The sequence below is a fragment of the Pseudomonas sp. GM60 genome (assembly GCF_000282415.1).
GTDB lineage: Bacteria > Pseudomonadota > Gammaproteobacteria > Pseudomonadales > Pseudomonadaceae > Aquipseudomonas > Aquipseudomonas migulae.
Genome location: NZ_AKJI01000045.1, coordinates 1 through 20,957, shown reverse-complemented (window position 1 = coordinate 20,957; position 20,957 = coordinate 1). Strand labels below are relative to the sequence as shown.

Annotated in this window: 20 protein-coding genes; 14 read left to right on the top strand and 6 right to left on the bottom strand. The window is 61.6% G+C overall.

Annotation, left to right across the window (positions count from 1 at the left end):
* Positions 1-72: 72 nt before the first annotated feature.
* Complete coding sequence (locus tag PMI32_RS17720) at positions 73-375, top strand: hypothetical protein (RefSeq protein ID WP_008028157.1); 303 nt, start codon at positions 73-75, stop codon at positions 373-375.
* On the opposite strand, the gene cynR is transcribed toward PMI32_RS17720, so the two are convergent.
* On the bottom strand, positions 361-1,257 hold the full coding sequence (gene cynR / locus PMI32_RS17725) for a transcriptional regulator CynR (protein ID WP_008028155.1): 897 nt from the start codon (positions 1,255-1,257) through the stop codon (positions 361-363). The two genes, PMI32_RS17720 and cynR, sit on opposite strands and share 15 nt — an antisense overlap.
* A 121-nt stretch (positions 1,258-1,378) precedes the next feature.
* Between cynR and cynS the strand changes: the two genes are divergently transcribed.
* The 3 genes from cynS (at position 1,379) to PMI32_RS17740 (ending at position 2,857) form a co-directional block, all read left to right on the top strand.
* Positions 1,379-1,846: a cyanase gene (gene cynS / locus PMI32_RS17730; protein WP_008028153.1), complete on the top strand. Its 468-nt coding sequence runs from the start codon at positions 1,379-1,381 to the stop codon at positions 1,844-1,846.
* Between the two features lie 86 nt (positions 1,847-1,932).
* The gene (locus PMI32_RS17735) at positions 1,933-2,169 is read left to right on the top strand and encodes a DUF2790 domain-containing protein (protein WP_008028151.1); all 237 of its coding nucleotides are present in this window, start codon (positions 1,933-1,935) and stop codon (positions 2,167-2,169) included.
* A 28-nt stretch (positions 2,170-2,197) separates the two neighbouring features.
* Positions 2,198-2,857, top strand: a complete 660-nt coding sequence (locus tag PMI32_RS17740; RefSeq protein ID WP_008028149.1) for a carbonic anhydrase — start codon at positions 2,198-2,200, stop codon at positions 2,855-2,857.
* 119 nt (positions 2,858-2,976) lie between these two features.
* Here PMI32_RS17740 and PMI32_RS17745 read toward each other — a convergent pair whose 3' ends face one another.
* The 3 genes from PMI32_RS17745 to glsB form a co-directional block, all read right to left on the bottom strand.
* The gene (locus PMI32_RS17745) at positions 2,977-3,327 is read right to left on the bottom strand and encodes a BON domain-containing protein (protein ID WP_008028148.1); all 351 of its coding nucleotides are present in this window, start codon (positions 3,325-3,327) and stop codon (positions 2,977-2,979) included.
* A gap of 73 nt (positions 3,328-3,400) precedes the next feature.
* Entirely contained in the window at positions 3,401-4,903 is a 1,503-nt protein-coding gene (locus tag PMI32_RS17750) for an aldehyde dehydrogenase family protein (protein ID WP_008028146.1), read from the bottom strand.
* A 295-nt stretch (positions 4,904-5,198) separates the two neighbouring features.
* Positions 5,199-6,107, bottom strand: coding sequence for a glutaminase B (glsB, locus tag PMI32_RS17755; RefSeq protein ID WP_008028142.1), 909 nt, complete (start codon positions 6,105-6,107; stop codon positions 5,199-5,201).
* A gap of 379 nt (positions 6,108-6,486) precedes the next feature.
* Here glsB and PMI32_RS17760 point away from each other — a divergent pair, with 379 nt between their 5' ends.
* Genes PMI32_RS17760 through PMI32_RS17775 form a run of 4 tightly spaced genes read left to right on the top strand, consistent with a single transcriptional unit; the run spans position 6,487 to position 8,675 of the window.
* Positions 6,487-6,690 (top strand): HvfA family oxazolone/thioamide-modified RiPP metallophore, encoded by a 204-nt coding sequence (locus PMI32_RS17760; RefSeq protein ID WP_008028140.1) that lies wholly within the window; start codon positions 6,487-6,489, stop codon positions 6,688-6,690.
* A 53-nt stretch (positions 6,691-6,743) separates the two neighbouring features.
* Positions 6,744-7,259: an HvfX family Cu-binding RiPP maturation protein gene (locus tag PMI32_RS17765; RefSeq protein ID WP_008028137.1), complete on the top strand. Its 516-nt coding sequence runs from the start codon at positions 6,744-6,746 to the stop codon at positions 7,257-7,259.
* Between the two features lie 56 nt (positions 7,260-7,315).
* Entirely contained in the window at positions 7,316-7,939 is a 624-nt protein-coding gene (locus PMI32_RS17770) for a glutathione S-transferase family protein (RefSeq protein ID WP_008028134.1), read from the top strand.
* A gap of 37 nt (positions 7,940-7,976) precedes the next feature.
* On the top strand, positions 7,977-8,675 hold the full coding sequence (locus PMI32_RS17775; RefSeq protein WP_008028132.1) for a dienelactone hydrolase family protein: 699 nt from the start codon (positions 7,977-7,979) through the stop codon (positions 8,673-8,675).
* Between the two features lie 413 nt (positions 8,676-9,088).
* On the opposite strand, the gene PMI32_RS17780 is transcribed toward PMI32_RS17775, so the two are convergent.
* A complete protein-coding gene (locus PMI32_RS17780) occupies positions 9,089-10,108 on the bottom strand; it encodes an ABC transporter substrate-binding protein (protein ID WP_008028131.1) in 1,020 nt (339 codons plus the stop codon).
* Between the two features lie 49 nt (positions 10,109-10,157).
* Entirely contained in the window at positions 10,158-11,231 is a 1,074-nt protein-coding gene (locus PMI32_RS17785) for a sigma-54 interaction domain-containing protein (RefSeq protein WP_008028129.1), read from the bottom strand.
* Between the two features lie 540 nt (positions 11,232-11,771).
* On the opposite strand from PMI32_RS17785, the gene PMI32_RS17790 reads away from it, so the two are divergent.
* The 6 genes from PMI32_RS17790 to PMI32_RS17815 all read left to right on the top strand — a co-directional run bounded on the left by PMI32_RS17790 (position 11,772) and on the right by PMI32_RS17815 (position 20,847).
* On the top strand, positions 11,772-12,845 hold the full coding sequence (locus tag PMI32_RS17790; RefSeq protein WP_008028127.1) for an ABC transporter substrate-binding protein: 1,074 nt from the start codon (positions 11,772-11,774) through the stop codon (positions 12,843-12,845).
* Between the two features lie 14 nt (positions 12,846-12,859).
* A complete protein-coding gene (locus PMI32_RS17795; protein WP_032828708.1) occupies positions 12,860-14,083 on the top strand; it encodes a lipase family protein in 1,224 nt (407 codons plus the stop codon).
* A 15-nt stretch (positions 14,084-14,098) separates the two neighbouring features.
* Positions 14,099-15,307, top strand: coding sequence for an LLM class flavin-dependent oxidoreductase (locus PMI32_RS17800; RefSeq protein ID WP_008028124.1), 1,209 nt, complete (start codon positions 14,099-14,101; stop codon positions 15,305-15,307).
* Between the two features lie 4 nt (positions 15,308-15,311).
* Positions 15,312-16,901, top strand: a complete 1,590-nt coding sequence (locus PMI32_RS17805) for an ABC transporter substrate-binding protein (RefSeq protein WP_008028122.1) — start codon at positions 15,312-15,314, stop codon at positions 16,899-16,901.
* A 244-nt stretch (positions 16,902-17,145) separates the two neighbouring features.
* Complete coding sequence (locus tag PMI32_RS17810; protein WP_008028121.1) at positions 17,146-19,728, top strand: TonB-dependent receptor plug domain-containing protein; 2,583 nt, start codon at positions 17,146-17,148, stop codon at positions 19,726-19,728.
* A gap of 33 nt (positions 19,729-19,761) precedes the next feature.
* Positions 19,762-20,847: an LLM class flavin-dependent oxidoreductase gene (locus tag PMI32_RS17815; protein ID WP_008028118.1), complete on the top strand. Its 1,086-nt coding sequence runs from the start codon at positions 19,762-19,764 to the stop codon at positions 20,845-20,847.
* Positions 20,848-20,957: the final 110 nt, after the last annotated feature.

Sequence of the window (20,957 nt, the reverse complement as noted above, 5' to 3'; positions counted from 1 at the left end):
TTTTGTTTGTCTCCGTTTTGCTAAACAAAGCTATTGTTAAGCCTATCCGCTGTTGGTCACTGGAGACTTGCGATGAAAAACAAGCTGATGTTCCCGCTGTTGCTGGTTCTGACAAGTGTTGCTCAGGCAAACAGCGTCGACGGTGTCCCGTCATTCGCGGTCGAGTGCCCCGGCAAGTTTCTCGTCCAGGCGGATCAGGATGGGCCGGTCATGATCAACGGCAAGGAAGCCGACACCAAAATCATCAGTGAGCGCCGCTTCGAAGCCAAAGGCTCCGGTATCACCCTGTCAATTGTCCTCGCCGATGACGATTCGGTCGCCGTGACCTCCACCGGCAAGGCCTCCAACGGCGTGTGCCAGTCAGTGGATGACTGACGTCGCCTCAACGGTTCCCAGCAACAGTTCCATGAAGGCCACCGACGCCGCGCTGTGGTAGTTGTTTTTACGCCGCAGCAGCGCGGCCCCGCGTTTGGGCGCCTCCCCCAGCAACGGGATCCTGCGTAACGCGCGTTCCTGAGTGGCGATGGGTTCCGGAAGGATGGTGGCAATCGCCGTGTGGCGGATGACTTCCAGCAAGGTGCTGACCGAGTTCACCTCAATGGCCACTTTTGGCGTGATCTGCTGCTCAGCGAAATACTCATCGATTCGGGTTCGGGTGACGAAGTCCGTGGCCAACAGGGCAAACTCCAGCTGGGCCACCGCTTCAGCGGATAACGCGACCCGGCTTTCGTACAACGGATGATCCCGCCCGACCATCACGCCCAGCGTCTCGGTAAACGCCGGGATCGACTCGATGTCGGCATTCCTGACCTGATCAAATGCAATGGCGATGTCCAGTGAGTCATCCAGCAGCCCGGCCTCGATGTCGTCCATCGACAACTCGAAAATCTCCAGGTGAATGTTCGGATAGCGCGCCACGTAGTCGCGCACCAATGGCCCGACCAGATACGCCATGAACGTCGGCGTCATCGCCAATCGCAACGTCCCCCGGGACAAGTCCTTCACGTCATGCAACGCCCGCTTACCCGCCTCCAGTTCCACCAGCACCCGCCGAGCGCACTCGATGTAGGCCTCACCCGCATCGGTCGGCTTGACCGTGCGCGAGGTGCGGTCGAACAGGCTCACGCCGAGGGTTTCCTCCAATTGGCGGATCTGTTGCGACAAGGTCGGTTGGGACACGTGCAATGCCTCGGCAGCACGGGTGAAGCCGCCGTGGTCGGCGACCGCCAGCAAGTAGCGCAAATGTCGGAGCAACATCGGGATCAACCTATAGGCAGGACTTATGCAATGCATTGTATATCGGTCTTGGACGCTATGAATCAATCGGCAGAAGATTGCTTCACACCCAAGCAGTACTCAACCCGATAGGAGATTCACCATGCAACAGTCCCACGCTTACAACGACCCGAGCCTGGCCCTGACCACCTCGATCCTGGATGCCAAGGTGCGTAAAAACCTGTCGTGGCAGGACCTGACCGACGGCACCGGCCTCGGCCTGGCCTACGTCACCGCCGCCCTGCTCGGTCAGCACCCACTGCCGGAAAGCGCCGCCAAAGTGATTGGCGAGAAGCTCGACCTGGACGCCGACACCGTGGCCCGCCTGCAAATCATTCCACTGCGTGGGAGCCTCTCTGGCGTGCCGACGGACCCGACCATCTACCGTTTCTACGAAATGATCCAGATCTACGGCACCACGCTCAAAGCCCTGGTTCATGAACAGTTCGGCGACGGCATCATCAGCGCGATCAACTTCAAGCTCGACATGAAAAAGGTCGAAGACCCGGAAGGCGGCTCCCGCGCCGTGATCACCCTCGACGGCAAGTTCCTGCCACTGCGTCCTTTCTGACTTGATCCCGGCCCGCACTCAAGTGCGGGCCAGTTCCAGAACCCCACTTGTTTCTGTGTTCACCACATTGGCCTGGAGGATGCCCCATGAAAAAAATTCTGTTGGTGCTGTCGTTGTTAGCAGGCATGTCTGCCCAGGCTCACGCAGAAGAGACGGCCGTCGCTTACGAGTACGGCATGAAACTGGACATCGTGCATGTCGTGAGCATCACGCCGATTGCCGATGAATGCGGGGTCGTCCCCGTGGAAATGACGTACCAGGACTCCACAGGCGCCACCCACATTCTGGACTACAGCGTGTTTGGCACCGGCTGCTCGAACTGATCCCCCATCACTTGAAAGGAAATGCCCAATGAAAGCGCTCATCGACGGTTTTTTGAAGTTCCAGACGGAAGCCTTCCCGCAGCGGACCGACCTGTTCAAACACCTGGCCACCACGCAACACCCCGGCACGCTGTTCATCACCTGTTCCGACAGCCGTGTCGTGCCGGAACTGCTGACCCAGCAAGAACCCGGCGAACTGTTCGTAATCCGTAACGCCGGCAATATCGTGCCCTCCTACAGCCCGCATCCGGGCGGTGTATCGGCCACGGTCGAATACGCGGTGGCCGTACTGGGTGTCACCGACATCGTGATTTGCGGCCATTCGGATTGTGGCGCGATGACAGCCGTCGCCAGCTGCAAATGCATGGATCACCTGCCCGCCGTCAGCGGCTGGTTGCAACATGCGGAATCGGCGAAGGTCATCAACGAATCCCGGCCTCATGCCAGCGACGCGGCGAAAGTGAGTTCGATGGTGCGGGAAAACGTGATCGCGCAACTGGCGAACATTCAGACGCACCCGAGCGTGCGACTGGCTCAGGAAAAAGGCCTGCTGAACCTGCATGGCTGGGTCTACGACATCGAAACCGGTTCGATCGATGCACTGGATGCCAACAGCCGCACGTTCGTGTCGCTGGTCGAGCACCCAACCACGTGCGCCGTTCACGGCAAAGCGGTTGAAGCGGCTTGATCCGCGCACCAGAGGGTCATCGCCCTCAGCTGGCACCGTGCAGCCAATCAGCATCCGCGCTCAATAGCCGCGAAGTGAAAATGCAGCGCGCCCGATTCACGGAAGCGCTGCACCCCGCTTTATTTGTCTTCCGGTTTGGCTGACGAGGATGGCCGGATCTCCGGATTTTCCTCGGCGTTGGGCGGTGTTGGAAAGCTTCCAGGCGTGAACACGTGAGTCAGCAATTCCCTGGCATCGATTTCATTGACACCACTGACCGTGCGAGCCAGCGCAACAGCCTGCTCACATTGCTTATGAGTGTTGACGCGACCACTCAACATCACCATTCCCGCGAGGGTTTTGACATGGACTTGCAGGCCAAGGGTCGGATCGGCCAACGCCAAGGCCGACTTCACCCGGGCTGTCAGCCACGCGTCATGCGCGGCCATTTCCAGCTTATGAGAGTAATGATCGAAGGATTGAAGTTTCATGGCGGACCCCTGTCTCAAGACGCAGTCGCAGACACCCTTAATTATAGTGCGGTCTGCGCTTGAGGTCGGGTTCTCAGCGTTTGACCGACAGATCGATCTGCGTCATGCGACTACGGATCGTGAACACGCCATCGCCCGAGAGAATCGCGCTGCGAGCGAACAGGCGACCACTCTCCCAGTTCGAAAGCCCCAGTTCCGGTTTATTCAGCGCGTACTGCCCGTCAACCCAACGGGTAATCCCGTTGCCGACAAAAGGCGCGTTGACTGCGTTGTAGAAGCGCTCATGCGCCTCGGCATTTTCACTGATCAACGACACGGTGAATTGCGGGCTGTAACGATTGAACAAGGCAATGGCCTGGCCCAGGTCGTCGACGATCTTCAGGCTGACTTCCGGGGTTTCTTCCCACTCCCACTCGCGGCCCAACTGGTCTTCGGGCAGTGGTTCGGCCAACGCTTCGGTCTGGTAGCCGTCGGGGCGGTAGACCTCGACGGTTGCATTCCGCCAACGGCCAGGCAAATACGTTTCGCTGCCCTCGACGATGTGCAACTTGCAGCCCTCTTCCCGGGCGCTGCCGGCTTTTTCCAAGGCATCCAGAAACAGCGGCACCAGTTCGGCAGCGCGATCGCGGTGGATCAGGCAGACGTTCAGGGTGTTGCAGACTTTACGGTCCAGGGAATTGCGCACGACGGCGGCAAAACGCTTGGCGTCGGCGTCCTTGTCGGCGACCAGCCAGGCGCCACCGGTGCCATGCAGGCTGACGGCAGTGCCGACCTGTTGCGCGATGCTGCCCAACTGACTGACCGCACGCCCCGAACCACGGGCTACCGCCAACGACAGGCGACGGTCGGCGAACATCGCCCAACCGGCGGCGTGATTGACACTTTCCACCAGCGACACTGCGCCCACCGGCAAACCGGCCTCACTCAATGCCGGATTCAACGCGTGGGTGACAATGGCTTGCGCCGTGCCCAAGGCATCGCTGCCAATGCGCAGTACCGCGGTGTTGCCGGTGCGCAACACGCCAGCGGCGTCGGCGAAAACATTCGGCCGGCCCTCGAAGACGAAGGCGACGATGCCCAGCGGCGAAACCACCTGCTCGACTTTCCAGCCGTCATGCTCGACGCAACTGATCACTTTTCCGCGCGTGGCTGACGCATCGCGCCAAGCCCGGAGGCCCGCGATCATGTCACGACGCATGCGCTCATCGGCCAGCAACCGTGTGGTGGAGCGTCCACGCGACTTGGCCCATTCGATGTCGGCCCGGTTGGCCGCTTCAATCAAGTCCCAGCAGTCCTGGTTTTCCAGGCGTTGGGCAAAAAGGTCGAAAAACGCACTGATCGCCTGATCGGAAACGGCGGACATTGCCGTAAACGCCGCTTCAGCCCGCTCAATCGCGACCGCCGCTGCTTTCTGGTCAGTAACGGGAATCAGCAGCAACTCGCCGCTGACCTGCTCCACCAGCAGGTGGTCCCCGGGCTGAAAACGCAAGGCCAGTTCGGGGCTGACCACAGTGACGCGGTTACCAGCGAAAGGGATTGGCGTGCCAGCGACTAGACGTTCGAGCGCAAGAGACATGAAGCGGTTTCACCATGCAATGGGCGGTCAGAAAATGTATAGCAAAACTTCTGGAGCGTCATTAACCGGTGGCCATCCGGCGCATTTCGTTCGATTGCGAAACCCTACGCAAATCCCCTGTAGGAGCCGGCTTGCCGGCGATGGACGTCAACGATAACGCGGGCTGTCTGAATAAACGCGTTGCCCCGACGTTTTTCGCCGGCAAGCCGGCTCCTACAGGGGAATGCGTACGAACAATGAGACAGGCCACCTCGGTGGCTGTGGCGGTAGTCGCGCCGGCCACAACCCCGCGCTATCAGAACACCGACCAGCCAATCCGCTGGCTCAACAACTCCAGCGCGGCCATGCCCGCGAGCGAGTTACCGGCGGCGTTGAGTTCCGGCGACCAGACGCACACCGTGAACTGCCCCGGCACCACCGCGACGATCCCGCCGCCCACGCCGCTCTTGCCGGGCAAACCGACGCGATAGGCGAAGTTGCCCGCCTCGTCGTAGAGGCCGCTGGTGGCCATGATGGAATTGACTTGCTGGGTCTGGCGGCCGCTGAGGATCTGTTCGCCGCTGTGCTTGCAGAAGCCGTCGTTGGCCAGGAAGCAGAACGCCCGCGCCAGGTCCACGCAGCTCATGCGCAGGGCGCAATGGCTGAAGTAGCTGCGAAGCACCGCTTCGACATCGTTGTGAAAGTTGCCGAAGGATTGCATCAGGTACGCCATGGCGGCGTTGCGCGCCCGGTGCTGGTATTCGGACTCGGCGACCTTGCCGTCGACCATGACTTGCGGATTGCCCGACAGGCGCCGGACGAAATCGCGCATCGACAAGGCCGGTGCGGCAAAGCGCGACTGGTTGATGTCGCAGATCACCAGCGCACCGGCGTTGATGAACGGATTGCGCGGGCGCCCGCGTTCGAATTCCAGCTGCACCAGCGAGTTGAACGGCTGCCCGGAAGGCTCGTGCCCCAGGCGCTGCCAGATGGCTTCGCCGGAGTGCTCGATGGCCTGCACCAGGCTGAACACCTTGGAAATACTCTGCACCGAGAACGGCGTATGGGCGTCACCGGCGCAAAACAGTTCGCCGTCATTGCCGTACACGGCGATGCCCAGTTGATTGGCCGGCACGGTGCCGAGGGCAGGAATGTAGTCAGCCACCTTGCCCTGACCGATCAGGGGCCGAACTGCGTCAAGGATCTCGTTCAACAGCGCTTGCATGCCGGGTTCCGAAGTCTCGCCCCAAGGGATTGCGGGGACACTGACGCTAGACGCTGGTGGCAACGAATGGATCACAGTGGTGGCGTGGAATACCCCCTGTAGGAGCCGGCTTGCCGGCGATAGCGGTGGATCAGTCGACACATTTATCGCCGGAACGGACGCCATCGCCGGCAAGCCGGCTCCTACAGTGATTTGTGGGGGGCCAAGGAAATTTCGGGGGTTACGTATCAGAGTGTGTACAGCCCCGTCCTTGACACACCCCGTCCATAAAACCCCACCCCAACGACACATCGCAGATACACCCGATTGATGAAATGTGCCTGTCGATTGGCTCAGCCGATCAAAGCGCTCAACTCACTCAATGCTACGGAGTATCACCATGTTCAAGCTCTCGACTTCTTCCCTGACCCTCGGCCTGATCATCGCCGGCGGCCTGGCCCTGTCCAACGTCGCGTCGGCCTCCGAGTCCGAAGCGTTCAGCATGAAACAGCTGGCCCACGGCTACAGCCAGGCCCACGCCGACACCACGGAAAAACCGGCTGAAGGCAAATGCGGCGAAGGCAAGTGCGGCGCCGGCGAGTAACCCTTGCGCGGGGCCGCGAGCCCCGCATCCCTGACTGAACGGAGACCACGTCCATGAACTCTGCAATCTCGTCGGCCGTGAAAGGCCTGCACCTGAATCTCGATCGTGCCGGTAGCTGGCTCGCCCCATTGACCCTGCGGTTGTTCATTGCCTGGGAATTTTTCGAGTCAGGTCTGGAAAAATGGAATGGCGAAAACTGGTTCGCCGACATTCAGGATCGCTTCCCGTTTCCCTTCGACCAGATACCGGCGACGCTGAACTGGGAACTGTCGATGTGGGCCGAACTGCTTTGCGCCCTCGCCATCCTCGTCGGCCTTGGCACGCGGATTTCGGCCATCGCGTTGATCGTGGTCACCCTTGTGGCGACGGCCGCCGTCCACTGGCCGGCCGATTGGTCTACATTGAGTGAGCTTGCTCAGGGTTACTCCATCAGCAACAAGGGCTACGGCAACTTCAAACTGCCGCTGATTTACCTCGCCGCCCTGATGCCGCTGTTGCTCTCGGGTGCCGGCAAGCTCAGTCTCGATACGTTGTTGGCTCGCTTCTTCTGGCGTCGCAACCACCGCTGAGGCGCCAGCGTTTCGATAACGTACCTGCCACTCCCAATAGAACAGGAGCAATCGCCATGAGTCTCACTCTCTACGGTTTTGACGGCAGTACTTATGTGCGCACAGTGAAGATGTTGCTGGTGGAAAAAGACGCGGACTTCGAGCAGGTGCAGGTCAACGTGATCAAAGGGGAACCGCACCTGCCGGAGCATCTGGTGCGTCACCCGTTCGGCAAGGTGCCCGTCGTCGACCACGACGGCTTTCGGGTGATCGAAACCGGCGCGATCATTGCCTACCTGGACGAAGTCCTGCCCGGCCCGTCAATCACCCCGGACAACGCCCACGACCGTGCGCGCACCCACATGGCCCAGGGCATTTATGATTCCTACGGTTATGGCGCGCTGGTCTCGGTGTTCGGCTACCATCTGTTTCCCGACTTCATTGGCGGGCAGAATGAAGATTCGCGCCGCCTAGGCATCGAGAACTCGAAACGAGTGCTGCGCGAGTTGATGAAGATTAAAGGCACCGATCCGTATATCGCCGGCCTTGAACCGAGCATCGGCGACTTCTACCTGGCACCGGGTTGCGCCTACATCGCGATGACCCCGGATGCGCCGCAGGTATTTGCCGTGGACGGCTTCAACAGCTGGTGGAAACGGATGCAGGGGCTGACGAGCTTCAAAGCCACACAGCCGCATTAAGCTACGCCCCAACTCACTTGCGAAGACAGGAGCCACCATGAGCGTGACCACCCAATGGATCGAGATCGATAGCGCTGAAGGTAAATTCGGCGCTTACCTGGCGATTCCGCATACCCGCAAAGGCCCGGGGATTGTGCTGATCCAGGAGATCTTCGGTGTGAATGAACACATCCGCTCGGTCGCCGAGCAATATGCCGCCGACGGCTACCTGGTAATCGTACCGGACCTGTTCTGGCGCAACGGCCCGCGCATTGAACTGACCTACGACGAAGCCGGCTGGAAACGCGCCGTCGAATTGATGAACGCCACCGACGTCGGCAAAGCGCAGAAAGACATCGAGCTGGCCATCGACGCCCTGAAAGCACAACCGGGTCTGGATGGCGGCATTGCCTCCATCGGCTACTGCTTCGGCGGCTTGCTCTCCTACCACACCGCTGCCAATGGGCTGGTGGACGTGGCGATCGCCTACTACGGCGGCGGCATCCAGAACCAACTGGACCGCGCCGACGAAATCGAAGTGCCGCTGCTGATGCACTTCGGTGAACAGGACAGCCATATCCCGCTGGAAGCCGTGGAGAAAATCGCCGAGCGTTTCGACAACAACGATAACGTGGAAATTGTCGTGTACCCGGAAGCCGAGCACGGCTTCAACTGCTCACATCGCGACAGCTACAACCAGCGTGCCGCGGCTGAAGCCCATGGCAATACACTGATCTTCCTGGGCATGGAGCTCTAAGACCGACACGCTTTTGGTAGGAGCCCGGCTTGCCGGCGATGGCGTTTTCATGAACGCCATCGCCGGCAAGCCGGCTCCTACAGATTTCGGGTGAATTCGGGATTGAGGGATTGCGCCGAACCTTTAAGAGCCGGCCTCGACTAAATGCAGCCGCATTGCAAACACGGACCTGTAGGAGCCGGCTTGCTGGCGATGAGGCCTTCAAACCCTGCGGCGTTGCTGAGGGCGCCATCGCTGGCAAGCCAGCTCCTACAGGGATTTGTGGTGTGCAGATGCTTCGGAGCTGCGAACACGGTCTTGTAGGAGCCGGCTTGCTGCGGGCGGCGTTCCGACGATAGGGCCTTCAAACGTTGCGGTGGATTTGAGGACGTCATCGCCAGCAAACCGGCTCCTACAGTGGTTTGGCGGTGTATTTAGCTGCCGGCGCCGCCGTGTGCTTCTTCGAAGAAGTAGTCCTTCCAGCTGGCGGCCTTGTTTTTCAGCACGCCCAGTTCCTGCAGTTTCTCGGCGTAGACCGCCGTGCGCTGCGGCACCACCGTGAAATTGATCTCCGGATCGTTGACGATTTTCTCAACCAGCGGCAGGGCCAGCTTCGATTGTTCGACGCGGATGTAGGTCTGGGCGGCGGCGGATTTGTCGGCCTTGATGATTTTTTCCGCTTCGGCCAATGCGTCGTAAAACGCCTTGTAGGTTTTCGGGTTTTCGTCGTGGAATTTTTCCGTGGTGTACAGCACGTTGAACGTAGCCTGGCCACCCAGCACGTCGTAGGAACTCAGCACCTTGTGCACGTTGGGATTCTGCAATTCCTGATACTGGAACGGCGGGCTGGAGAAGTGCGCGTTGATCTCGGAACCCCCGGCGATCAATGCCGCCGTCGCATCCGGGTGGGCCAGGCTGATCGAGATGTCGTCGAATTTCTTGTAGTGGTCATTGCCGAACTGCCTGGCCGTTTCGATCTGCAAGGTGCGCGACTGGAACCCTACCCCGGCCGCAGGCACGGCAATGCGATCCTTCTCGGTGAAGTCCTTCAGGCTCTTCACATTCGGGTTGTTGGTCAGCAAATAGTTGGGCATCGAGCCCAGCGAGGCAATCGCCTTGACGTTCTGTTTGCCCTTGGTGCGATCCCAGATCGTCAGCATCGGTGGCACGCCCGCCGACACCACATCCAGCGCGCCGGCCAACAGCGCTTCGTTCATCGCCGTGGCACCGGAGATGCTGTTCCAGTCGACCTTGATGTCGAGGCCCTGGGCCTTGCCGTGCTTCTCGATGAGTTGCTGGTCGCGGACCACATCCAGAATCAGATAACCGATACCGAATTGCTGGGCGATGCTGATCTTGCCTTCGGCCTGCGCGCCGGGACTGAGTAACGCACTCATCGCCGCCAGGGAGGCCGCCAGGAGGGTCAACGCTGAACGCTTGTAAGGAGTTGCCATGAAATGCTCGCTGTGAGTGGACGAATCAGAAATAAAACGACGACGAGGACTATTCCTCCACCGCCAGTGTCTTGTTCAACTCCCCGATTTTCTCCAGCCGCGCCCGGACGATGTTGCGGCTGATGTTCAGCAGGCGTCCGGTCTGCAACTGGTTGCCGTGGCAGAACCGATACGCCGCGCGGAAAATGGTTTCTTCGATATGTTCGTAAAGGTCCGGGATGTTCTGTTCGAACAGCGCGTTGAGGGCGGCTTCCAGGTCCACCGGGCCGGCAACGGCGTGGCTGGTTTGGCTGGCCTGTTCCTGGCGGATGCCGGAGGAACGCATGTCCACCAGGTGCAGATCCGCCGGGGCGACCCGCTGATTGCGGCACACCAGCAACGCGTGGTGAATGGAGTTTTCCAGCTCGCGGATGTTGCCTGGCCAGCTGTGCTCCAGCAGCTTGCGTTCGGCTTCGACGCTCAACGACGCGCGGTTGTAGCCCAGGCGCTGGCAATGTTCTTCGAGGAAAAACTCGGCCAGCGGCAGGATGTCGCCCGGTCGTTCGCGCAAGGGCGGCAGGCGAATGGTCGCGACGTGCAGACGGTAAAACAGATCCTCGCGAAAATGCCCGGCGACGACCGCATCCGCGAGGTTGACGTTGGTTGCAGCCACCAGCCTTACGTTGATCGGGATCGGCGTGCGCGAGCCCAGGCGCACCACTTCGCGCTCCTGCAAGACCCGCAGCAGTTTGACCTGCATGTTCAACGGCAGATCACCGATTTCATCGAGAAACAGCGTGCCGCCATTGGCTGCTTCGAACCATCCGGCCTTGTTGGTCGTGGCGCCGGTGAAGGCGCCTTTTTCGTGGCCGAACAGCTCACTTTCCACCAGGGTTTCGGCAAACGCTCCGCAGTTCACCGCCACGAAGGGCTCGCGTCCGCGGCGGCTCAAATTGTGGATATGCCGGGCGACCAGTTCCTTGCCGGTGCCGGTCTCGCCAATGATCAATGTGTTGGCTTCACTGGGCGCCAGGCGCTCGATGCGGCTGAGTAATTCCTGGGAGCGCGGGTCCTTGAACACCAGGACGGTGGCCCGCACCGACTTGGTCAATTCGCGAGCGTTTGGATGAGTGATCAGCGACATGGTGCATTCCTGGCAGTAAAAGCGCGTGCTCAATAGTGCATGAAGTTGTTTAGACTAAAAAATTCTTAATTAGTATTTATATATTCCCAAAAACCATATGCAACGCAACTGCTGCCAGCCTGCTGCTGGAGCAGCAATTGGCACGCACCGGCCTGCTTGCACATCAACACCCCACGCCCCCCGTCGCGCCCTCACCTCGCCCTGAAACCCAGTCCCTGCGCGGCCTGCAGCGCGTTTTTCGCGCAGTGGCATGCAATCTGCTCTCTCCCATGTGCACCGCAAAACTTTGTAGGAGCTGGCTTGCCAGCGATGGCGTCCTCAGAAACGCCGCCAGGCTTGAAGGCCCCATCGCCGGCAAGCCGGCTCCTACAAGGACTGTGTTCACAACGCTAGAAAAGGGGTGCGCCGCAATCCCCCTGTAGGAGCCGGCTTGCTGGCGATGGCGTCGGCAAGAACGCCGCCAGGTTTGAAGGCCAGATCGCCGGCAAGCCGGCTCCTACAAAGACTGTGTTTCGCCAATAGCCATTTAGGGAGAGTTCAATGAAACGTTTCTGGCGCAACAGCCTGGTCGCCTTGACCGGGTTTCTGCTCAGTGCCACGGCGCTGGCCGGACAGGCACCGGCGTCGGTGAAGATCGCTATCGTCGCGTATACGCAGGGTGGCAAACCGGTATTCGGCGGGATCGCCGGGCGGGTGATCGAGGACGGTTGGCTGGAACAGCAACTGGCGCAGCGCGGCGTGAAGCTCGACTGGATCGCCCTGCCCCACGCCGGCGCCGGGCCGCAGATCAACGAAGGCTTCAGCAACAACAGCATCGACTTTGCCGTGCGCGGCGACCTGCCTTCCGTCATTGCCGGGGCTGGCGGCGTGCCGGGCAAGCTGATCGTGCCCGGGGGCAGCGGCAACAACATCTATCTGGTGGTGCCCGCCGGTTCCAGCGCCAACAGCATCGACGACCTCAAGGGTAAACGCCTGGCCCTGCATCGCGGTCGTCCGTGGGAGTTCGCGTTCAGCAACTTCCTCGCCAGCAAGGGCCTGAAGCTCGACGATTTCAAGATCGCCAACCTCAATCCGCAAGTCGGCGCCGCAGCGGTGTCCGCTGGCAAAGTCGATGCGGCCGTATTGCTCAGCGAAGCCTATGCGCTGGAAGACAAAGGTGTCGGCAAGATCATCTGGTCGACCAAGCAAGGCGCCAACGACTGGCGTCTGGTCTCCGACCTCTGGGGCACCGACAGTTTTGTCGCGCAGCACCCGGACATTACTCAACTGCTGGCGACCGCCTGGATCAAAGCCGCCTGGTGGATCTCCCAGGAACAAAACCAGGACGCCTACTACGAACTCTCCTCCCGCGCCGGCACCGCTGAAAGCGTGCTGCGCCGCGACGACCAGAACGATCCCGTGGCCTGGAAAGACCGCTGGGCGCCGAAAAGCGACCAGCAACTCAAGGCCCACTATCAGGCACTCACCGCCTATGCGCTGGCCAACCACCTGATTCGCGACACCTACGACATCACCCCTTCGCTGGCCACCGGTTTCACCAACCAGGCGCTGATCGATCTGAAACTCACCGACTACTGGCCGGCCCTGCGCGGCCAGGTCAGCAACAATCCATGAATAGGGAAATCCAGATGAAACTGCCGCAACAATTCGTTTTCGGTCTGAGCGTCCTGGCGCTGTCCATGAGTGCCATGGCCGCCGGTGCCCACGCCCCCAAACCCGACCCGCAACAAGGCGATGGCCGCGTCTCGGCGTTCTACACCTGGCAAGAGGTGATCCCGGCCACGCCAGGCAAACTGCTGCGCAGCGAGCCGCTGGAAAAAACCCTGAGCCTGCCCAACGCCGCGAGCGCGCAGCGGATTCTCTACACCTCCACCGACGGCATCGACAACAAGACGCCGATCGTGGTCTCCGGCACGTTGTTCCTGCCCAAAGGCAAGGCGCCCGCCGGTGGTTGGCCGGTCGCCAGCTGGGGGCATGGCACGGTCGGTGTGGCCGATGTGTGCGCGCCGTCCTGGCAAGGTCGCTCCTACCGTGACGTGCAATACCTCAGCCGCTGGCTGGATGAAGGTTATGCCATCGTCGCCACCGACTATCAGGGCCTCGGCGTCCCCGGCGGTCACCCGCTGCTGAACAATCGCATGGCCGCCTACGGCATTCTCGACGCGGCAAAAGCCGTGGTTGCGGGCGTTCCGGGGCTGGCCAACAAAGTGCTGATCGTCGGTCAGTCCCAGGGTGGTGCGGGCGCCTTCGCCTCGGCGGCCTATGCCCCGACCTACGCGCCGGACCTCGGCGTCAAAGGCAGCATCGGCACCGGTGTGATCTACACCGTCGGCGCGAAAAACGTCGGCGAACAGGACGTCAACAAAGTCGATGCGTCCCTCGCCTACGGCTTCTACACCCTGCTCGCGGCCCAGCAATACGACCCGAGCATCAACCCCAAGGATTTCTACACCGACAAGGCCCTGCCGCTGTTCGAACAGGCGCGTACCAGTTGCCTGGCGGCGCTGGTCAGCGATGTGGTCGGCGTCGGCCTGACCCCGGCCAATGCCAAGAAAGACTACAAGGGCGACCAACTCGCGGCGTGGCAAAAACAGGTCTCCTACCCGACGCTGAAACTGGCCCAGCCGATCTTCATCGGCACCGGCGCCGAAGACAAAACCCCGGCCGCATCAACGCAAGTCGCGCTGATGCAGGACGCCTGCAAGACCGGCTCGGTGGTTGAAGGCCACCTCTACAAAGGGCTGGGCCACAGCGAAACGGTCAACGCCTCGCTCAAGGACTCGGTGCCATTCGCGCACAAGGTCATCAACGACCAGCCCATCACCCCGATCTGCAGCCCCAGCGTGCAGTAAGACGGAGCCTTCGACATGAGTATTGAATTCTTCACCCGCCTGCCCCTGCATGGCGAAACCCAATTCCTTCCCGGCGACCCGCGCAACCGTGGCGACTGGCACCGTGGCGGCCCGAGCACCGGCGCCGTCTCGGGGTTCAGCGTCGGCGATCACTTCACCTACATCGACTACCTCGGGCAAATTGCCAAGGCTGCCGAGATCAACGGTTTCGGCGGTGCGCTGATGGTCAACGCGCCCTCCGGCGAGGAACCGTGGACGGTCTGCTCGCTGCTGGCCCGGGAAACCCGCACGCTGAAATTCGTCACCGCGTTCCAGCCCTACCACTACACGCCGTGGGTGGCGGTGCAGCAGGCCGCGACCTATCAACGGGCGACCGGCAACCGGCTGGTGTGGAACATCATCAACGGCGGTTCGGATGCGATTCAGCGCCAGGTCGGCGATTTCAGTGATCACGATGAACGTTATGAGCGCGCCATCGAGTTCATGGACGTGGTCAAGGGTTACTGGCACAACGAGAATTTCCACTACGAGGGCAGATTCTACAAGGCCGAGGGAGGTGGCCTGCGCGGGCCGTTGAAGAAAGCCGAGCTGCCGCTGATCTGCACCGCCGGCTCGTCGATTCCAGCCCGGGAATTCGCCGCCAAACACGCTGATTTCTACCTGATGCGCGCCGAGCACCCGAACGAGATTGCCGCGCTGATCGCCGACATTCGCGAGCGCGCGCTGAAGTACGGACGCAGCGACATTCGCTTCGGTTTGTCGATTGACGTCATCACCCGCGAGACCGAGGAACTGGCGCGCACCGAAGCCAGGCGCTTCTTCGATGAAGGCATCGCCAGGGGCGCGGTCAAGGCCGTGGCCGCACATGCCGGGCTGCGCACCGCGCGCAAACTCAGCTATGAAAACGAGTTCGCGCAGAAGACGGAAACCCAGAGTTTCGATGACTTTTTCATCCACCCGAATGTATGGACCGGCTTCGGCTACATCGGCATTCCGCCGGGCTGCGCATTGGTGGGCAGCTACGAAAATGTCGTGGCGCGGATTCGCGAGTACAACGCCATCGGCATCGACCTGTTCTTCCTCGCCGGTTACCCGCATCTCGAAGAAGCCTATCGCCTGGGCGAGCACATCCTGCCGCACTTTCGCGGCGAGCGCGCCGAACTGAGCCGCCCGCTGCCGGCGCCGCTGGAACTGCGTTCCGCCAACGGCCCGGCCGGAGCCTGATGCCATGAGCGAGGATCATTCATTGTTCAGTCGCCGGGATTTTCTCGGTCACAGCGCACTGCTCGGCGGCGGCTTGCTGCTCGGTGGTGGCCTGCTCGCCGGGTGTGGCCCGAGCGGCGAAAAACCGGCGGCGGCGATTGCCACCGACGACGATCAGCCGCGTTATGGCGGGCGCCTGCGACTGGGGATTCTCGACGGCAACCAGAGCGGCAACCTCGATGCGCACAAACCCATCGGCAGCGGCATCGTTCGCGGCTTTGCGCTGTACAGCAAGCTGTGGGAATGGGACGAGCAGATGCAGCCGCGCCTGGCCCTCGCCGAGTTCGCCGAGCCGAATGCCGACGCCAGCAGCTGGACGTTGCGCCTGCGCCCCGGGCTGGAGTTCCACCATGGCAAGACCATCGATGCCGATGACCTGATCTTCTCAATCCGCCGCCTCACTGACCCGCAACTGGCCTCGCCCTATGCCGCGCTGTTGCACTGGGTGGACCGCGACAACCTGGTCAAGCTTGACTCGCGCACCGTGCGCCTGAACTTCCGCGAAGGCCGCAGCTATATGCCGCTGGCGGAAACCTGGGTCAACTTCGGTGGCATCGTGCCGGTGGACTATCACCCGGTGAGCAATCCGGTGGGCGCGGGCCCCTACAAACTGAAAAGCTTCACCCCCGGCCAGCGCTCGCTGTTCACCCGCTTCGAGAACTACTACAAGGACGGCAAACCCTACGCCGACGAGCTGGAAATCATCGACTTCAAGGATCAGGTTTCGCGCTTGGCGGCCCTGCGTTCCGGGCAGATCGACATGGCCAACGTGATGCCCACCGAACAGCTGGAAGTGCTGCAGCACGACCCTCGGCTCAAGGTGCTGAAATCGGTGACCGGTAACTGGTTGTCGTTCGACATGAACCTCGACAAGCCACCGTTCAACGATCCACGGGTGCGCGAGGCCTTTCGCCTGCTGGCGGATCGCGAAGAACTGGTGCGCCGGGCGCTCAACGGTCAGGGCCGCGTGGCCAACGACCTGTATGCGCCGAGCGATCCGACCTTCAACCACACGCTCGGGCCGCGTCCCCACGATCCGCAGCGCGCGGCGCAATTGCTCAAGGAGGCCGGCTACGAAAACCTTGAACTGGAACTGGTGACCACGCCGGGGCCGGGGCTGACGTCGGCGCTGGTGCTGGCCGAGCAGGCCAAGCGCATTGGCGTCACGCTCAAGGTCAAGCAAGTGGACCTGGCCACGTTCCAGGGACCGCTGCGCACCGACTGGACCTTGAGCACCGGCGGCAGCATCGGCGCGCCGTTCCTGGCCAGTGCGATCCACACCGACGCGCCGTTTGCCGTGGCCAACAAGACGCACTTCAAGGATGCACAGTTCAGCGAGCTGTTTCTGGCGGCCATGGCCCAGCCCGATCTGGAGAAACGCAAAGCGTTGGTGCATCAGGTTCAACAGATCCAGTACGAACGCGGCGGCATGCTGATCTGGGGCTACGCCGACCTGCTCGACAGCGTGGCCAACCGCGTAGGCGGCGCGGCGGCGGAAGAGTCGCTGTTCAGCACCTGGCGGTTTGAAAAGCTCTGGTTGAAAGACACGGCGTAACCCACCGCAGCCAGCTTGCTGATGCGATTCAACTGACACACCACGCCCCTGTAGGAGCCGGCTTGCTGGCGAATGGCGCAACACGGTCTGACTGACGCCCCACCGACCTGTAGGAGCCGGCTTGCTGGCGATGGCGGTGGTGGCCGTTATGACGCCATCGCCAGCAAGCCGGCTCCTACAAGGTCGGGGGTATCAGGAAGCGCCTACAAATTTCCATGAATTTTTATCTCGAGGCTCATTTGCCATGCCCTCTATCGCCTTTCGTTTGCCCGTAAAACGCTCCGCCCTGGCCATGGCGGTGATGTCGACCCTGTCGATGCCGACCTTCGCCGTCGACACCCAACTGCAAACCGTCACCGTCCAGGCCAGTGCCAGCGAGTCCGACGATGACGCGCTGCCCACCCGGCCACCCACGTCGGTTTATGGCGGCATCGAAACCAAGGTGCTCGACACACCGCGCTCCATCACCCAGATCAACGCCGAGCAACTGGCCAACGACTCGATACGCAGCGCCGATGACCTGGTGAAATACGCCCCCGGCATTACTCGCGGCGGCGGCCAGAACGCCGGCCTCGCCCCGCAGTTCCGCGCCCAGGGTTCCGAAGTGTTCCAGGACGGGCAACGCGCATACGGCGTGCGCCACCCGGCTAACTTCAACGCCTACGAAGGCGCCGACATCGTCGCCGGCCCGTCCTCGGTGACCTACGGTTCGGTGTCGGGCAGTGGCGGCTACGTCAATTACCTGAGCAAGAAGCCCAATTTCAACGAATTCAAAACCAAGCTGAGCGGCGAACTGGGCGCCTGGGTGCCGGACGGTGAATCCCGCGACTCCAGTAAATTCAGCATCGACAACACCGGGCCGCTGACCGATAACCTCGCCTATCGCTTGAGCATCACCAAGCAGCGCCAGGAAGACTTCTACGACAACGTCGACAACAACTTCGACGCGTTCTACGGCGCCCTCGCCTGGCGCAACGACACGGTGCGGGTCGACTGGAACGCCAGCTACGACAATTACTACGACTACAACATCACCCACGGCTGGAACCGCGCCAACCAGGAACTGGTGGACAGCGGCAAGTACTACGCCGGGCGCGCCACGCCGATCATCCAGAACGGCAACACCTTGTGGTCGCCGGTACTGGCCTCCGGCGCGGCCGATGCGCCGACCCTCGGCTGGGTCAAACGCCAGCGCAACGCACAGGGTCAATACAGTGTGGTCAACGGCAGCTTCCAGACGGCCTCGCCCAACACCCAAAGCAGCCCCGGCAGTTTGCGCGGCTGGGTGTATGACCCGACGTTGACGGGCAATGGCCTGACCAGCCTGTCATCACAAACCGGCCAGCGCGACGAGGATGAAAACAGCTCGCGACGCTTCACCACACAGCTGCGGGTCGAAGCCGACCTGACACCGACCATCACCCTGGCCAACAGCACCTTCTACCAGCGCTCCAAAGACATGACCGATGCGGTCGGTTCTTTCCAGGTGCAGTCCAAGGACAATCTGTTCGATAACCGCTTCGAATTCCGCTCGCGCAACGAAGTGCAGCTCGGCGACTTGACCCTGCGCGATGACAGCAACACCGGGGTGATCTACCGCCGCGAGTTCAACCAGTCGATCGCCGCCAACAACAACTTCGGCTCGACCATCAACGCCTATGACTTGACCCAGGACCCGTCGGGCAAGAATCCCGGTGACTTGCTGGGCCTGACCGGCTCCAACCCCGCCGGCGGCAATGGCGCCTGGATCGGCCAGCCCGGCGTGGCGCAATTCTCCAACTACTACGGCTGGCTGAATCTGCCGGCAATGTACCCGGCGGGTCACGGTTTATACGCCGAGTCGGTGGCGCCCTACACCGCCGAAAGCACCTGGACCACCAAGACCCTGTTCAGCCAGCACAACCTGCGATTCGGTGACAGTGTCGGTCTGAACATTGGCGCCAGCCGTAGCTGGATCGACGCTGAAATCGAGAACCCGTTCGTGCTGGCCGGCGGCAATCCGCGCAAGGACAGCGACAATTATCGGCTGTTCGCGTTTCAGGTCAGCCCGTACATCAAACCGACCGAAAACAGCACGCTGTATTACACCTTCGATCGCTCATTGGCGGTCAATACCGGGTTCTTCTCCAACGGCCTCGGCTGGGGCAGCGGCACCGGTGCCAATCAGCTCAACCCTCTGGCCTTCCAGAGCCTCAGCGTGTTGCACGAAGTCGGGCTGAAAGTCGAAGCGGTGCCCAACGAACTGTTCATGACCCTGGCCGCGTTCAAGCAGGCGCGGGATCAATCGCCCGACAGCAATAACAACATTGCCCGACTGGTGATCAAGGGCGTGGAATCGACCCTTCGCTACCAGCCGGACAATCACCTGCGCAGCGGCCTCAACCTGTCGAAACTCAGCGCCTACAACGAGTTTGCCTCCCAGGCCGGTTTCGCCTCGGCCGGGTTTGTGCCCGACAACGGCACGGTGTTCGGCGACAACAACAGCCTCAATCAGCGACCGTCCGGGCGCTTCGACGCGGTGCAGATTCCCGAGTACACCGCCAGCGGTTATGTCGACTATCGCTTCGACTCGGGCTTCGGCGCCGAGCTGTCCGGCTGGTGGACCAGCAGCTGGTATTTGAACCTGAGCAAGACCGTGAAAATCCCCGACGAGTACAACCTCGACCTCGCGGTGTATTACCGCCAGCCGCAATGGAGCACCACGTTGCGGGTGCTCAACCTGACCAACGAACTGAACTTCGTCAGCGGCCTGGCCGGCTCGACCAATACCTTTTTGCAACCCATGCCTGGCCGTACGTTGCTGGCCCAGGTGGATTACCAGTTTTAACGCAGCGGCACCTATCGCTATCAGGAGTGTTCCATGTCCATTGAATTTGTCGGCATGATTTTCCCCCGCCAGTGGTCCGAGACCCGTGGCATTCGCAGTGCGGATTTCGATCTGGACTTTATCCGCCACCACGCCCGCGCCCATGAACACGCAGGCTTCGACCGGGTGCTGATCGCCAGCGGCCCGGGCAGCGCGGACAGCTTTCAGATTGCGGCCTACGCGGCGGCGCACACCGAACGCCTGGGTTTCATGATCGCCCATCGTCCGGCATTGAACGCCCCCACCGCCGCTGCCCGAGCCTTCGCGACACTCGATCACACCACCGGCGGCGGGCGGATTCGCCTGCATGCGATTACCGGCATCACCGCCGAACCCCAGGAAGGCGACTTCCTGCTGGACAAGACCGAACGCTACAAGCGCACTGACGAATACCTGGAGATCGTCCGGCGCACCTGGACGGCTGAAGAACCGTTCGACTTCGAGGGGCAGTATTTCAACATCAAGGGCGCCTTCTCACCGGTCAAGCCGTTGCAGCAGCCGCACATTCCGATTTCCTTTGGCGGGTCGTCGGACATTGCCTATCAGATCGCGGTGAAACACGCGGACCTGTATGCGCTGTGGGGCGAACCGCTGAGCGGCGTCGCCGAACAGATCGGCAAACTGCGCGCGGCGGCAAGTGCGGCGGGCGTGGAAGCGCCACGGGTGAGCCTGTCCGTGCGCTTGATTCTGGGGGCGACCGAAGAATTGGCGTGGCAGCGGGCGGAGCAGATTCTTGAGCAGATCAAGGCCAATCCACAGTTCGCCGCCGGCAGCCCCTGGCAAAAACGCATCAAGGGCACCGGCTCCGAACGCTTGCTCGCCGCTGCGGCACAAAGTGATCGCCACGACCGCGCCCTGTGGATGCCCACCGCCACCGCCGTCGGCGCCTACGGCGACACCACCGCCCTGGTCGGCACCCCGGAAACCGTGGCCCAGGCGTTGCTCGATTACGTCGACCTGGGCGTGACCACCTTCCTCAATCGTGGTTATGACCCGCTGTACGACACCGTCGATTACGGCCGCTGGATCATCCCGGCGGTGCGCGAGGAAGCACGGCGGCGCAAGGCGCGGGTGGCGTAACGTTCACCATCGAATCTTCGGAACGCCGCCCGCAGCAAGCCGGCTCCTACAGATTTGTGTCGCGCCACAACTCTGCGTACATACACGGACTCTGTAGGAGCCGGCTTGCT